At 68.1% G+C, this 14,598-nt stretch carries 14 protein-coding genes and 1 pseudogene; 7 read left to right on the forward strand and 8 right to left on the reverse strand.

Annotated elements, in window-relative coordinates:
• The first annotated feature begins 33 nt into the window (after positions 1–33).
• Positions 34–1,158: a carboxylate-amine ligase gene (locus tag ASF26_RS11830; RefSeq protein ID WP_056253927.1), complete on the forward strand. Its 1,125-nt coding sequence runs from the start codon at positions 34–36 to the stop codon at positions 1,156–1,158.
• 3 nt (positions 1,159–1,161) lie between these two features.
• Here the strand turns inward: ASF26_RS11830 and der are convergent, their stop codons facing one another.
• The 3 genes from der to ASF26_RS11845 form a co-directional block, all read right to left on the reverse strand.
• Entirely contained in the window at positions 1,162–2,520 is a 1,359-nt protein-coding gene (gene der, locus ASF26_RS11835) for a ribosome biogenesis GTPase Der (protein WP_056253932.1), read from the reverse strand.
• Between the two features lie 64 nt (positions 2,521–2,584).
• Positions 2,585–3,298, reverse strand: a complete 714-nt coding sequence (locus ASF26_RS11840; RefSeq protein ID WP_056253937.1) for a tetratricopeptide repeat protein — start codon at positions 3,296–3,298, stop codon at positions 2,585–2,587.
• Positions 3,299–3,402: 104 nt separating this feature from the next.
• Positions 3,403–4,008: an NnrU family protein gene (locus tag ASF26_RS11845; protein WP_056253940.1), complete on the reverse strand. Its 606-nt coding sequence runs from the start codon at positions 4,006–4,008 to the stop codon at positions 3,403–3,405.
• A 108-nt stretch (positions 4,009–4,116) separates the two neighbouring features.
• Between ASF26_RS11845 and ASF26_RS11850 the strand changes: the two genes are divergently transcribed.
• Positions 4,117–5,286 carry a hypothetical protein gene (locus ASF26_RS11850; RefSeq protein WP_056253944.1) on the forward strand — a complete coding sequence of 390 codons (1,170 nt, stop codon included), beginning with the start codon at positions 4,117–4,119 and terminating at the stop codon, positions 5,284–5,286.
• Positions 5,287–5,401: 115 nt separating this feature from the next.
• Here ASF26_RS11850 and ASF26_RS11855 read toward each other — a convergent pair whose 3' ends face one another.
• Positions 5,402–6,412 carry an OmpA family protein gene (locus ASF26_RS11855; RefSeq protein ID WP_244475910.1) on the reverse strand — a complete coding sequence of 337 codons (1,011 nt, stop codon included), beginning with the start codon at positions 6,410–6,412 and terminating at the stop codon, positions 5,402–5,404.
• A 201-nt stretch (positions 6,413–6,613) separates the two neighbouring features.
• Positions 6,614–7,516: a LysR family transcriptional regulator gene (locus tag ASF26_RS11860; protein ID WP_056253947.1), complete on the reverse strand. Its 903-nt coding sequence runs from the start codon at positions 7,514–7,516 to the stop codon at positions 6,614–6,616.
• 98 nt (positions 7,517–7,614) lie between these two features.
• Between ASF26_RS11860 and ASF26_RS11865 the strand changes: the two genes are divergently transcribed.
• The 4 genes and pseudogenes from ASF26_RS11865 to ASF26_RS23435 all read left to right on the forward strand — a co-directional run.
• Complete coding sequence (locus ASF26_RS11865) at positions 7,615–8,598, forward strand: aldo/keto reductase (RefSeq protein WP_056253950.1); 984 nt, start codon at positions 7,615–7,617, stop codon at positions 8,596–8,598.
• A gap of 129 nt (positions 8,599–8,727) precedes the next feature.
• Positions 8,728–8,970, forward strand: coding sequence for a type II toxin-antitoxin system prevent-host-death family antitoxin (locus ASF26_RS11870; protein WP_056253952.1), 243 nt, complete (start codon positions 8,728–8,730; stop codon positions 8,968–8,970).
• Positions 8,970–9,395 (forward strand): type II toxin-antitoxin system VapC family toxin, encoded by a 426-nt coding sequence (locus ASF26_RS11875; protein WP_056253955.1) that lies wholly within the window; start codon positions 8,970–8,972, stop codon positions 9,393–9,395. The genes ASF26_RS11870 and ASF26_RS11875 overlap by 1 nt, the downstream gene beginning before the upstream one ends.
• Before the next feature lie 414 nt (positions 9,396–9,809).
• Positions 9,810–10,136 (forward strand): annotated as a pseudogene (locus ASF26_RS23435) (PIN domain-containing protein); the annotation flags it as partial.
• Positions 10,137–10,290: 154 nt separating this feature from the next.
• Here ASF26_RS23435 and guaA read toward each other — a convergent pair.
• From guaA to ASF26_RS11895, 3 genes are all read right to left on the reverse strand, one after another.
• Positions 10,291–11,847 (reverse strand): glutamine-hydrolyzing GMP synthase, encoded by a 1,557-nt coding sequence (gene guaA / locus ASF26_RS11885; RefSeq protein ID WP_056253965.1) that lies wholly within the window; start codon positions 11,845–11,847, stop codon positions 10,291–10,293.
• Positions 11,848–11,954: 107 nt separating this feature from the next.
• Positions 11,955–12,914, reverse strand: a complete 960-nt coding sequence (locus ASF26_RS11890) for an alpha/beta hydrolase (protein ID WP_056253968.1) — start codon at positions 12,912–12,914, stop codon at positions 11,955–11,957.
• Positions 12,914–14,215 carry an RsmB/NOP family class I SAM-dependent RNA methyltransferase gene (locus ASF26_RS11895; RefSeq protein ID WP_056253970.1) on the reverse strand — a complete coding sequence of 434 codons (1,302 nt, stop codon included), beginning with the start codon at positions 14,213–14,215 and terminating at the stop codon, positions 12,914–12,916. The genes ASF26_RS11890 and ASF26_RS11895 overlap by 1 nt, the downstream gene beginning before the upstream one ends.
• A 198-nt stretch (positions 14,216–14,413) precedes the next feature.
• Between ASF26_RS11895 and ASF26_RS23140 the strand changes: the two genes are divergently transcribed.
• Positions 14,414–14,590, forward strand: coding sequence for a hypothetical protein (locus tag ASF26_RS23140; RefSeq protein WP_200925918.1), 177 nt, complete (start codon positions 14,414–14,416; stop codon positions 14,588–14,590).
• Positions 14,591–14,598 lie beyond the last annotated feature (8 nt).

Genomic DNA, 14,598 nt, shown 5'->3' on the forward strand with positions numbered 1-14,598 from the left:
CGAGTTGATGCTAATCCACCGCAGGAAACCTCCATGACCGCGCACAGCTACTGTTTCGGCATCGAGGAGGAATATTTCCTGGCCGATGCCGAGACGCGAGGGACGCCGCGGCGGTCGGTGAAACCGTTCCATGCGGAAGCGAGCGAGCGTCTGCCCGAAATCGGGCGGGAGATGCTTCAGTGTCAGGTGGAGGTCTGCACCCCGCCCTCCACGGAGTTCAGCGAGGCGCGTGAGATCCTGGGACGCCGGCGCGACGCCCTCGGTCGTCTGGCGAAGGAGCACGAGCTTCTGCTCTTCGCCGCCGGCACCCATCCGGTATCCGATTGGGCGCGGCAATTGCCGACGAAGGGCGAGCGCTATCGCGGCATCCTGCGGGATGTGGGGATGGCGGGACGGCGGAGCCTGATCTGCGGCATGCATGTGCATGTGGAGGTGCCCGACCCGCAGGCGCGGGTGGACCTGATGAACCGGCTGCTGCCGTTCCAGCCGCTGCTATTCGCGCTCTCGGCCTCGTCCCCCTTCTGGCAGGGCAAGCCGACGGGTCTCACCGCCTACCGGCTCAGCGCTTTCGGCGAGCTGCCGCGCACCGGCCTGCCGCAGCTTTTCTCGGACCCCGACGCCTATGAGCGCTACGTCCGTATCATGACGCGAGCCGGCTCGATCCAGGATGCGAGCTTCCTGTGGTGGTCCCTGCGCCCGTCGATCAAGTTCCCGACCCTCGAATTGCGGGTGGCGGATTCCTGCACACGGCTGGAGGACGCGCTCACGGTGGCGGCACTCTTCCGCTGCCTCGTGCGCTGCGTCGTGCGCCGGCCCGACCTCAACGCCGATCTCGACGGCGTCTCCCGCGCTCTGGCTGAAGAGAACTTGTGGCGCGCCCAGCGCAGCGGCACAGAGGCCGAGATTATCGACGAGGCCAGCGAAGACGCCCTCCCCTTCGCCGCCGCCCTCGACAAGGTTCTGACCCTCATCGACGCGGATGCCGACGCGCTCGGCTGCGGCGCAGAGGTGGAACGGGCGAGAACCATCGTGGCGCAGGGCACCAGCGCCGACCGGCAGATCGCGGTGTTCGAAGCCGCGCGCGAGACGGGCCGCACCAACCGTCAGGGACTGGACGACGTCGTGGACTGGCTGAGCGAAACGACCTGCGGGTCGTGAGGCTCAGCCCTTGTTGTCCTTGTCGAACGGGTTCTTCGAGGTGCGCAGGGACAGCCGGATCGGCACGCCGGGCAGGTCGAAGGCTTCGCGCAGGTTGTTGACGAGGTAGCGGGTGTAGGATTTCGGTAGGCCGTCGAGCTGATTGCCGAACAGGGCGAAGTGCGGCGGACGGCTCTTCACCTGGGTGGCGTAGCGGATCTTGATGCGGCGGCCGGCCACCGCCGGCGGCGGGTTGCGCTGGGTGGCCGCGCTGAGCCAATCATTGATCTTGGACGTGGAGACGCGGCGGTTCCAGACCTCGAACGTATCGGTCACGGCCTTCATCAGCGCGTCGATGCCGTCGCCGGCCAACCCCGACAACGGAACCACGGAGACACCGCGCACCTGCGGCAGCAGGCGGGTGCAATCCTCCCGCAGCTTCTTCAGCAGGCCGGGCTGGTCCGCCACGAGATCCCATTTGTTGAGGCCGATGACCACGGCCCTGCCCTCGCTCTCAATGAGATCGATGATGGTCAGGTCCTGCTTCTCGAACGGGATCGTCGCGTCGAGGAGCACAACCACCACCTCGGCGAAGCGCACGGCGCGCAGGCCGTCCGACACCGCGAGCTTTTCGAGCTTGTCGTCGATACGGGCCTTGCGGCGCATGCCGGCGGTGTCGTGGAGCTTGATGCGGCGGCCGCGCCATTCCCAGTCGAGGGAGATCGAATCACGGGTGATGCCCGCCTCGGGGCCGACGAGCAGGCGCTCTTCGCCGAGCATCCGGTTGATCAGGGTCGACTTGCCGGCGTTGGGGCGGCCGACGATGGCGACCTTGAGCGAACGGTTCGACGGGTCGTCGTCGTATTCCTCGTCCTCGTCGTCGAGCTTGGGCAGGGCCTCGGTCAGCGCGTCGTGCAACTCGCCGATACCCTCGCCGTGCTCGGCCGAGAACGGGATCGGGTCGCCGAGGCCGAGGGAGAACGCTTCGTAGGCGCCGGACAGGCCGGTGCCGCCCTCGGCCTTGTTGGCGACGAGCACCACCGGGCAGCCGGCGCGTCGCACCAGTTCGGCGAAGGGCTGGTCGGCCGGCAGGATGCCGGCGCGGGCATCGATCACGAACAGCACGACGTCGGCTTCGAGGATCGCGGCCTCGGTCTGCGCGCGCATGCGGCCGAGCAGCGAATCGGCATCGGCCTGTTCGAGCCCCGCCGTGTCGATGACGCGAAACACCAATCCGCCGAAGTTGACATCGCCCTCGCGCCGGTCGCGGGTCACGCCGGGGCGATCGTCCACGAGGGCGAGCTTCTTGCCCACCAGCCGGTTGAAGAGGGTCGACTTGCCGACATTCGGCCGTCCGACGATAGCGACGGTCGGCATGTCCATGGTGGTCTCGATTCAGTCGTCGTACAGAAGAAATTCGTCGTGCAGGCGGCGTGCCGGAACCGGCTCAGCGCGTCACGGGCGGGGGTGCGGCCGGCTCAGGCGCAGGGGCCGCGGTCACGGTGACCGGGCCGCCGGCCACGAGGGCGGCATAGACCTCGATGCGCTGGCGGAGATTGGCCGGCGTCTGAGGATCGGAAATGATCTGGTCGAACCAGCGCCCGGCGGCATCGTATTCGCCGCGCTTCAGCGCCACGAGTCCGAGCATTTCGCGGGCGGTGTGGCGGAACGCGCCGGCCGGGGCGGCGAGCCCTTGAAGGCTGGCGAGGGCCGGGTCGGGGTTCGGCTGATCGAGGCGGATCAGGGCAGCGCGGAGGCGCGCCAAGTCGCGCAGGCCGTCGCCGAGCTTGGTGTCGGCTGCCAGCGCATCGTATTCGGCAGCACCGGCGGCGGCATCGCGCTTGGCGGTCTCGGTGGCGGAGCGGAAGCGGGCCAGCATGCGATAGCCGCCGGGAGCCTCGGCTTCCAGCGTCTCGAAGGCCTTGTCGGCCTCGGCGCCCTTGCCGTCCTTGGCGAGGCGGTTGGCGGCCTCGAACTTCTCGGACGCGGCTTCCGCGCGGACCCGCTGGTCGTGCTGCCAATAGCGATAGCCGCCGACGCCGGCCACGACGAGAATCGCCACGGCGACGATGAGACCGCTATAGCGCTTCCAGATCTGTGCGACCTGATCGCGGCGATAGTCTTCGTTGACCTCGCGGATAAACTCGTTGTTCTCGGCCATGTCGTCTCACGCCGACCGCGATACGATCGACGGCCTTGAGGAAAATCCAAGCCCGGCGCCTAGCACAGCCCGGCCGGCTTGGCGACTGGCCGTTCGGCGATGCCTCAGGCCGCGACCGGCCAGGCCGAGACGCCGATCACCCATTGATGCAGGTATTTGGCGAAGACGAACCAGACGACGAAGCCGACCACGACCGCGATCGCGTCGTTGCGCCAACCGGCCGGAGCCGCGACGGCGCCGTGCTGGGCGGCCACCGCGCCAGCCGACAGGGCGCGGCGCTTGGCGCTGATCCGGGCGATCACCGCCCAGGCGAGGAAGCTGCCGAACAGCAGGATCGAGCCGAGGTCGCCATTGGCGAGGAGATGGGCCGTCGCCCAGATCTTCACCGCCAGCAGCATCGGGTGCTTGGCCCGCGCCCGGATATGGCCGGGCAGGTAGGCCGAGGCCAGGGCGATGAAGGCGAGGAGCGTCAGTAGCAGCGCGAGATGGCGTGTCCATGTCGGCGGGCTCCACACCTCGATATAGCCGCTCGCGCGGTATTGCCCGAAACCATAGGCGATGAGCACGATGCCGACGATCGACAGCACGGTATAGCCGAGCTTGAACCGGCTCTCGCCCACCTCGTCGATGACGCCCGCGCGCTTCGTCCTCAACATGGAGAAGGCATGCGTGCCGAGAAACAGCACGAGGCCGAGGATGAGGATGAGCATGGGATGCCTTCGAATCGCGCCTGTGGATCGCGGGAGCCGCGCCAGGCCGGGTGAAGCAGACTGTAATGGTTCAAAACCTAAACCGGCGCGGATGTCCAGGCTCACCCGATGACGCGGCTCCTCGCCCTCCTCCTGCTCGTCCTGCTCCCGCACGGCGTCGCGGCGCGGTCCGAACCGCCGCTTTCCGCCCTCACCCTCGTCGGTCCGCCGACGACGGTCTTCAAGGCCGGGCGCGATGCCTGCGACGGGGCGGATGTGCCGGACGCCTCCGCCCGCGCCTTCCGCGACGCATCGGGCAGCGTCGCCCTGTTCGGAATGCATTACCGCAACCGGGCCCTGCGCGGTCCGAGCCTCGACCAGTTGAAGCTCGACTGCGCCGTGGTGCTCGACTCCGGCGAGAAGGCCGATCCGGCGGCCTATGACGACCGCTCCTGGATCACCGCCACATGGACGGAGGACGGCAAGGCGGTCTCGGCCCTCCTCCACCACGAGTACCAGGCCAACGAGCACGAGGGCCGCTGCCGCTCGAAGGTCTATATCGAGTGCTGGTACAACACGATCGTCGCCGCCTCCTCCGGCGATGGCGGGCGCAGCTTCACCCGCGCCAGGCTCCCTGCGGTGGTGGCCGGGGCGCCGTTCCGTCAGGAGGTCGGCCAGGGCCGGCAGCGGGGCTTCTTCAATCCATCGAACATCGTGGCGGACGGGCGCTGGCGCTACGTGCTGATCGCCACCACGGGCTGGTCTTCCAGCGGCAGCGAGCAATCCGCCGGAGCCTGCCTGTTCCGTACCGACACGCCCTCCGATCCGACGCGCTGGCGGGCCTGGACCGGGCTCGGCTTCACCGCCGCCTTCCCCGATCCCTACGCCAAGCCGACCCTGCTCACCGAACCGTGCAAGCCGTTGGAGCCGTTCGGCCTGCCCGTGGGCGCGGTGGTGCGCCACCGCGGCACGGGGGCCTGGATCGCCGTCTACATGGCCGCGGCCGGCGCCGAGGTTCCGCAATCCGGCTTCTACTGGACGACGTCGCGGGATCTCCTCACCTGGGATCAACCGCGCCTGCTGCTCGCCGGCGCCACGCTCTACGACAATCCCTGCACGGCCAAGGGCGACCTCATCGCCTATCCGTCGATTCTCGATCCGCAGGCGACCGGCCGCAACTTCGACAATGTGGGCGACACCGCCCTCCTCACCTACGTGACGCTGCGCCGGGAGGGCTGCCAGGTGACCTCGGACCGCGACCTCGTCCGCAGACCATTGGCGCTCAAGGTCTGGCCGTAAGGCGGAAGCGGATCGTCATCACGGACGTCCCTATCCGGCGTGAGGCGGACTTCGTCACCGAGACGGTGCCGGTGGAGACGAATCCGCCGGCCCGGCGGCATCGCAGGTCTCAGTGTCAGAACTTCACCAGCTCCACGCGCCGGTTCTTCGCCCTGCCCTCCTCGCTGCCATTGGATGCGACCGGGCTGGCGGCCCCGAAGCCCTTGGCTCTCAGCCTCTCCTTCGCGACGCCCGACGCGATGAGCCTGGCCATCACCGCCTTGGCACGGCCGTCGGAGAGCGACTGGTTGTGCCCGGCGGAGCCGGTCTCGTCGGTGTAGCCGTTGATCGCCAATTTGAGGCCGGGATTCGTCTTCAGCAGGCTCGTCACCGCTTCGATCTGCGACGCGGAATCCGGCAGGATCTCGGTCTTGTCGGTGGCGAAGTTGACATGGATCACCGCCCGCCCGGTCTTGTCGATGTCCTGCTTCAGCTGCTCGGTGGGCAGCAGGGAGGCGGTCTGGGCGAACGGCTTCGTCTCGAGGATGGTCCAGCTGGCGCTGTTGCTGCCGGGCACGAAATGCACCCAGATCTGCTGGTCCGGGCGGCGGATCACCCAGGTTTGCGTCCGTTCGGAGTAGACGTTGCCGAGGCCTTCATACATGCCCATCTTGACCTCCTCCGGCAGGGTATCGATCACTGACGCGGGCATCTGGCTGTCGGTGAGCTTTCGAGCACCGGCCTGGGTCAGCACGCCCTCGATGTTCTTCTTCAACTCATAGGACGAGTAGGTCTTGCCGTCCTTGGCACCGATGAGGGACAGGAAGACCTTGCCATCGACGTCGTGGAGCGCGGTGCCCGTCCAGAACGGAAAATGCCCGAATTCGCGCGTCTCGGGCGGGTTCACCGCCTGGTAGCCGGCGGGCAGCGCGAAATAGGGAAAGCCGCCGAGGAGCACGGTCGAGACGGGGATGTCGTCGTGCGCCACGGCGCCCGGTATGGTCCCACCCCCGGGAGACGATGGACCTGCGACCGGCTCGGCCCTGCTCTCGCTCGCGGCATAGGTGAGCGCCAACAGAATCCAGACCAGCTTCAATGCTCTCATCATCCACTCCGGCACGATGACGGCGCCGACAGACCGGGCCATCGTCGACGGACTCTCGGGAAGGCGGGCCCTCAGGGGGCGGCAAGAGATGACACGCCGGCGCCCGGTGTCGAGTCGGACGGATGTCCGATGGACGGCCTTGAGGGTCGTCGGAAAAAGGCGGGCATGCCGGCAGGCCACCGGGGAAGACGCCATAAGGCGGCTGATGGCGAAGGGCGAAACGCGTGGGCGCGCGTCCGTCATTCACGCTTCGCCCGAGGGTGCCTCCCGCATCACCGCGATGAAGGCCCGCAGGGTTGAAGGCACGTGCCGACGCCCGGAAAAGTAGAGATGGAAACCTGGAAAGGGCGGGCACCATTCCTCCATCAGCCGCCTCACCCGGCCCTGCGCGAGGGCCTCTGCTGCATAGCCCTCGAAGACGAAGGCGAGGCCGACACCTTGGACCGCCGCCTCGACCATGAGTTCCTGGTCACCAAAGGTCAGCGGTCCCTCCACCTCGATGTCGCAGGCGGAGCCGTCTCGCTCAAACTCCCATTTGAACAGGCGGCCATCGGGAAATCGCTGACGGATGCAGGCATGGCCGGCGAGATCCTGCGGGCGGCGCGGTATCCCACGCCCGTCGAGATAGGAGGGCGAGCCGATGACGGCGAAACGCTGCGGTCCGCCGATTGGTAGGGCGATCATGTCCTTCGCCACGCGATCGCCCATCCGGATCCCCGCATCGAAACCGTCCGCCACCACGTCGGTCATGGCGTTGTCGCCGATGATTTCAACGGCGATCTTCGGATGGCGCGCGAGGAGGCGCGTCACCAGCGGCATGAGAATGAGGCGGCAAGCCGCGTGAGGCGCATTGATTCTGAGGCTGCCGCTGACCTCGGCACTGAGCAGTCGCGCTGCATCCACCGCCTCGCCGATCTCGGCGAGAGCCGGACCCAGTCGCGCCAGGAGAATCGCGCCCGCTTCCGTCACGGCGACGCTGCGCGTGGTGCGATGGAGCAGGCGCACCCCCATCCGCGCCTCGAGGCCACGCAGAGCGTGGCTCAGGGCCGAGGGCGAAACGCCAAGCTCCGTGGCGGCTTTGCGAAAGCTGCGATGGCTCGCCACGGACGCGAAGGCGGCGAGATCCGACAGGTCGGCGCGCTGCATTGGTGAAACTCGCTCAGCAGCTCATACGGGATTGTCCGGCTTATCGGATGAACCCGGCCCTGTCAGGTTTCGCTTCGACCTCGAACAGGAAATGTCCCATGCAGAAGCGTCCTCTCGGCAGCACAGGCCTCACCCTCTCCGCCCCCGGTCTCGGCTGCATGGGCATGTCCGAATTCTACGGCCCCGCGGATGAGGCCGAGTCCCTGGAGACACTGAACGCTGCGCTCGATATCGGCTACGACTTCCTCGACACCGCCGACACCTACGGGCTCGGCCACAACGAGGAATTGCTCGGCCGCTTCCTCGAACAGCGCCGCGACCGGGTGGCGCTCGCCACCAAGTTCGGCATCGTGCGCGATGCGGCCGGGTCTCGCCGGATCGACAACACACCCGCCTATATCGCGGCGGCTTGCGACGCTTCGCTGAAGCGCTTGCGCGTCGAGACGATCGATCTCTACTACTGCCACCGCCGCAATCCAGAGACACCGCTGGAGGAGACCATCGGCGCCATGGCGAAGCTCGTCGAGACGGGCAAGGTCCGGGCGCTCGGCCTGTCGGAAGTGTCCCCGGCGACCTTGCGGGCCGCCCATGCCATCCATCCCATTGCCGCGGTCCAGAGCGAGTATTCGCTGTGGAGCCGCACGCCGGAGGACGGGATGCTGGCGGCCTGCGCCGAACTTGGCGTGACCTTCGTGGCCTATTCGCCCCTGGGGCGCGGTTTCCTCACGGGCGCCATCGATCCGAAGACCCTGAGCGAGGGTGATTTTCGCAAGGGCAATCCGCGCTTCCAGGGGGAGGCCCTGGCGCAGAACCGGCGCCTCGCCGAGGCACTCGGCGCCTTCGCCGCGACGCGCGGTGTCACCGCGGCACAGGTTGCCTTGGCCTGGCTGGTGGCCAAGGCGCCCAACGTGGTGCCGATCCCCGGCGCCCGTCGTGCGACGCGGCTCGCGGAGAATGCGGCGGCCATGGACCTGGCTTTATCGACGGCGGAGATCGCGGAGCTCGACACCCTTTTTGCACCGGCAGCTGTGGCGGGCGCCCGCTATGCCGCCGGCGGGGCGGCGGGGATCGAAGCTCTCTGATGATCGATGATCGATGATCGATGATTGGGCCATCGAGCACCGCTCTTCGCCAAAACACCAGGAGGATCATTCGCTGGAAGTCCCAAACCCGATCGGCTATCTGACCATCTACATAGTCAGGAGCGTGATATGGATGCCGTGAGTCTGGCAAATGCGAAGGCACATCTGAGCGCGCTCGTCGACCGGGTGGAGGCGGGCGAGTCCATCGACATCACCCGGCGCGGCAAGTCCGTGGCTCGGCTCACCTCCGTGGCCAGGCAGCGCAAAAGGGTCGATGCCGCCCTGCTCCAGGCCCTGACGGCGACCATGCCGCCGCAGCTTGAGGCCGCCGCCGCTCTGGTACGGTCCATGCGGGATGGCGATCGTTACTGATGCTGTATCTCGACACGTCCGTGATCGTCGGGGCGCTGTCCAACGAAGCGATGACGCCGCACGTTCAGGCTTGGTTGGCGAAGCAGGATCCGGCGCTGCTCGTGATCAGTGACTGGACCATCACGGAGACGTCCTCTGCTCTGGCGATCAAGTTGAGGACCGGGCAGATCGGACTCGAGCAGCGCGCTGCGGCACTCGCCCTCTTCAACAAGCTGGTGGCCGAAAGCTTCGCCGTGCTCCCGGTGACGGTCGCGCATTTCCGGACGGCGGCGACGTTCGTGGATCAGCATGCACTCGGGCTTCGCGCCGGTGATGCGCTGCATCTGGCGACCGCGTTCGCGCATGGCGCCACGGTGCACACGCTCGACCGGCAGCTGGCTCGAGCCGGTCCGCCGCTCGGCGTATCGACGCAATTGATGGGGTGAGAAAAGCTCCATCGCGCGCTACGCTACCCACGATATCACCGCCGCCTGCCCCTCACTCCCACTCGACGTGGAATTGTTATCGGTACGCTTGCAAGACGAGGTGGGTGAAGGGCTGGATTTGCCTTCATCGTAAGGACGTGCCGGGCAGTCTGGTCAGGCCTTCCAAAGCGGATGTATCACTGGAAATATCCGAGAGGCCGATATGGGCCGCTCACAGAAACGCGCCGTTCAAAACTAGCGGTCTCGTGCGAGTGAGCGCGGTCTGGCGCGCTTTGAAGTGCCGGCCAGAGATGCGGACCGCGACCTTATACGGTCTTTGGCCCGTCACCTTGCGGAGGCCGGCCCAGAGGCCCAGCGGCTCCGTGCGGCAATCACTCAAACCATCGGCGGCGAGCCGCCGAAGGAGGGTGGAATATCGCCTTGCTGACCGTCGCCGAAATCCGTCGAGGACTTCTAGAGACGCCGACCAGCAAATGCCGCGATCAGCTTGAGGCTTGGTTCGCCGGTCCAGAGGGCCCTCAGGCACTGTTCACTGGCCACGTGCTGCCCGTCGACGTGAAAGCCGGTCTGATCTAGGCTCGGCTCATGGCGGCCGGCAAAGAATAGGGACGACCGCGCACCGCGCTCGACACGATCATCGCCGCCGTGGCCGAGGCTCACGGTTGCACCGTCGTGACCGATCATCAAAAGGATTTACCCGACATTGAAGTCATCAATCCGTGTCGTGGAACAGCGAGATGACCAGCATTCAGGCTCTCGAGCAGATTGAAAACGCGCATGCCAGCTGCTCGCGTTCATGAACCGGCCTGAGGCGCAAAGCAGGCTTGCATCGCCCGCCACGTCTGGCGTTCCCGCCGATATGGCGCCCAGAATTCAAGCCACTGCCGTGCTTGAATCATTCCCACTCGATCGTGCCGGGCGGCTTCGAGGTGATGTCGTAGGTGACCCGGTTGATGCCCTTGACCTCGTTGATGATGCGGGTGGCGACGCGGCCGAGGAAGGCCATGTCGAAGGGGTAGAAATCCGCTGTCATGCCGTCGACCGAGGTGACGGCGCGAAGGGCGCAGACGTGGTCGTAGGTGCGGCCGTCGCCCATCACGCCCACTGTCTTTACCGGCAGGATCACTGCGAAGGCCTGCCAGATCGTGTCGTAGAGACCGGCCTTGCGAATCTCGTCGAGATAGATCGCATCGGCTTTCCGCAAAGCCTCCAGCTTCTCGGCGGTGATCGTGCCGGGGCAGCGGATGGCGAGGCCGGGGCCGGGGAACGGATGGCGGCCGACGAAGGCCTCCGGCAGGCCGAGTTCCTTGCCGAGCACCCGGACCTCGTCCTTGAACAGCTCGCGCAGGGGCTCCACGAGTTGCATGTTCATGCGCTCGGGCAGGCCGCCGACATTGTGGTGGCTCTTGATCGTCACCGAGGGGCCGCCGGTAAAGGAGACGCTCTCGATCACGTCCGGGTAGAGCGTCCCCTGGGCAAGGAACGCCGCACCGCCGATCTTCTTCGCCTCTTCGTCGAACACGTCGATGAACAGGCGGCCGATGGTCTTGCGCTTGATCTCCGGGTCGCTGACGCCCTCCAACTCACCGAGGAACAGCTCCTGCGCCTGAACATGGACCAGGGGGATGTTGTAATGGTCGCGGAACAGCCGCACGACCTCGTCGGCCTCGCCCATGCGGAGCAGGCCGTGATCGACGAAGACGCAGGTCAGCTGGTCGCCGATGGCCTCGTGGATCAGCACCGCCGCCACCGAGGAATCGACGCCCCCCGACAGGCCGCAGATCACCCGCTCCTTGCCGACCTGGGCGCGGATCTTGGCGATGGCCTCCTCGCGATAGGCGCCCATGGTCCAGTCGCCGGTGCAGCCGGCGATGTCGCGCACGAAGTTGCGGATCAGCAGGGCGCCGTGCGGGGTATGGGCCACCTCCGGGTGGAACTGGACCGCGTAGTAGTTGCGCGACTCGTCGGCCACCGCCGCGAAGGGCGCGTTCTTCGACAGGGCGACGGTGGTGAACCCGTCGGGGAGCTTGGTCACCCGGTCACCGTGGCTCATCCAGACCGGATAATGCTCGCCCACATGCCATACGCCCTTGAACAGGGGACAGTCCGAAATGATCTCGATCTCGGCGCGGCCGAACTCGGCATGGTGCCCGCCCTCGACCTCGCCGCCGAGCTGAGCCGCCATGGTCTGCTGGCCGTAGCAGATGCCGAAGACCGGCACGCCCGAATCGAACACCACCTGGGGTGTGCGGGGCGAGGCCTCGGTCGTCACCGATTCGGGGCCGCCGGACAGGATCACGCCCTTGGGCTTCGACTCGGCGAAGGCCTCCGCCGCCTTGGTGAAGGGGACGATCTCGCAATAGACCCCCTCCTCGCGCACCCGCCGCGCGATGAGCTGGGTCACCTGGGAGCCGAAATCGACGATGAGGATCTTGTCGTGGTCGGTATTCATGGATCGGAGTTAGACGAGCCCCCGCCGCCGTGCAACGCGCAGGTTCCGCAGGGCGCGCGCCGCCCACATGCATCGGGTGCGCCCATCGCCCGTTCGAGGCCGTTAGCTCACGGGCGGAGGAAGCCGCGCCGCCGCATCCAGGTGAGGAACAAGCCCGACCACGCTGCCGCCGGAGAGCCCGGCACGCCGAGGCCGAAACCATGACCGCCGCGCTCGAACAGGTGCAGTTCCGTCGGCACCAGGGCGCCCCGCAGGGCGGAATACATCAGCAAGCTGTTGTCCACCACGGCGATGGGGTCGTCGGCGGCCTGGGCGAGGAAGGTCGGCGGCGCCTTCTCGCGCACATGCGTCTCCACCGAATAGGCCGCGGCCTTCACCGGGTCGGGCGGGTCGCCTGCGAGGATGCGCCTCGTGGAGGTCCGGTCGAAGGGCGGTAGCAGGGTGATGACGGGGTAGATCAACCCCGCGAGTTCGGGCCGGGCCGAGAGCGCGTCGCTGGCGTCGAGCCCAGCATAGGTCTCCGCCGAGGCACGCATGGCCGCCTCCCCCATCAGGTGCCCGCCGGCGGAAAAGCCGAGCACGCCGACCCGCTCGGGGTCGATGCCGTAGGTCACGGCCCCCGCCCGGACGAGGCGGAGCGCCCGCTGCACGTCCTGCAGCGGCGCGTCGGCGCCGGCCATCCAGCCCTCGCCGGGGAGGCGGTAGATCAGCACGAAGGCGGTGATGCCCACGGTGGCGAGCCACCGCGCCACCGGGATGCCCTCGTTGCCGATGTCGATGCGGCGATAGCCCCCGCCCGCCGCGACGACCAGGGCCGCCCCGTTGGGCTTCGGTGCGCGCATGACGAGGAGGCAGGGCCGGGCCACGTTGCTGATCACCCCGTCGCGGCTCTCGTCGAACCGCCCATCCGCCGCGATGGGACCGCCGCCGCCGGGGGGCAGGCCGGGCCACAGGTCGATCACGTCGAGATTCGTGCCCGGAGCCGGAACCGTCTCCGCGCGGGCCTGCGCACCGCCGGACAGCATCGCCGCGGCTGCGGCGACCAATATCCGGCGGTCCAGGCGCATCAGCCGCGTCGTTCCAGGGTGGCGACATAGAAGCCATCCGTGCCGGTGTGGGCCGGGCTCATCTGAAGGCCGTGCTCGGTGAACCGCACCACCCCGGCGAGGCCGGGCGCATGGTCGGCGGCGATCTTCTCGGCCGGCAGGACCGTCAGTCCGCCATTCGCCCGTGCGAGGATGCCGTCGATGGCCGCGTCGTTCTCCTCCCGCAGCAGGGAGCAGGTGATGTAGGTGATCCGCCCTCCCGGCCGCACCAGGCGGGCGGCCCGGTCGAGCACCTCGGCCTGGTCCGTGACGCGGGCGCTGAGGGAGCCGGGGCGCAGGCGCCATTTGGCGTCGGGATTGCGCCGCCATGTCCCTGAACCGGTGCAGGGCGCGTCGACCACCACCCGGTCCACGGTGCCGTCGAGGTCACCGAGCACGTCGGCTCGTGCGCGCCCGGCGCGCGGGGTGCGGATCTCGGCCTCGGCACCGGAGCGGCGCAGCCGGTCGTGGATCGGCGCGAGCCGGCGCGGATCGTCGTCGGTGGCGATGAGCCGTCCCTCGTTCCGCATCATGGCCGCGAGGGCGAGGGTCTTACCGCCGCCACCCGCGCAGAGATCGACCACGGTCTCGCCGGCGCGCGCGCCGCTCAGGGCGCCGGCGATCTGGGAGCCCTCGTCTTGGATCTCGTACCAGCCGTCGAGGAATTCCGGCTCCACGTGCAAAGCGGGGCCGCGCCCGTCCTCGCCCAGCGGAATGCGCAGGCCGTTCGGCGCATGGGGCGTCACCACCGGCGTCAGATGCGCGAGCCCGGCCAGGGCCGTCTCGCGGTCGCGCTTGAGGGTGTTGATGCGGATGTCGAGGGGTGCGCGGCGGGCGAGCGCGCGCAGCTCCTCGACCAGGGTATCGCCGAACAGGTGGCCGAGGGAGGGCAGGATCCAGTCCGGGACGTCGCCGGCCACGTGGGGCGGTGCGTCGGCGAGCGAGCCCTCGGCGATGGCCGTGCGTTCGGCATCGGTCAGGGGATCGGGCGCGAAGCGCTCGCCCGAGAACAGCTCGGCGATGGTGGGCGCCGCGAGGCCGTGCTGCAGCCGCAGCATGCCGATCAGGATGGCGCGCGGGGTCTCGTCCCCCATGATCCAGGCGGCGGAAGCGCGCCGGCGCAGGGCGTCGTAGACGAGGCTCGCGATGGCGGCGCGGTCGCCGGAGCCGGCGAAGCGGTGGGCGAGGCCCCAATCCTTGAGGGCGTCCGCGGCCGGTCGGCGCCGACCGGCGATGTCGGTGAGCACTTCGATGGCGGCGGAGAGACGAGCGGGAGGGGTCAGGACGAAATCCTCAGGGTTAGGGAAGCGTGACCGGCCGCCGCCGTCGCCGCGATACGGTCACGCTTTCAGCGGGTGTCCGACACAATACAGCCGAGCTTCCGGCGCGATCGGCCGTCAGACAGGCAGGGCGCCAGACTCGTCTCGTGCCCTTGCTGCGCCCGAGCCCGCTGCGTCAACGTCCGGAGCCTCGCAATCGTCATGTACCCCATCGTCCAACTCACTCTCGCGGGCCTCGTCCTGCTCAGCGTCGCCGCCTGCTCCACCGCGCCCGCCGTCGACCTGACGCCGCCGCCGCAGCGCCCCTACGATGCCAAGACGCAGCTCGAATACGGCAATCCGCCGCCGCCGCCCCCGGCTCCGGCTCCGCGCTACTGAGCGTCCGC

The sequence above is a fragment of the Methylobacterium sp. Leaf93 genome (genome assembly GCF_001422345.1).
GTDB lineage: Bacteria > Pseudomonadota > Alphaproteobacteria > Rhizobiales > Beijerinckiaceae > Methylobacterium > Methylobacterium bullatum.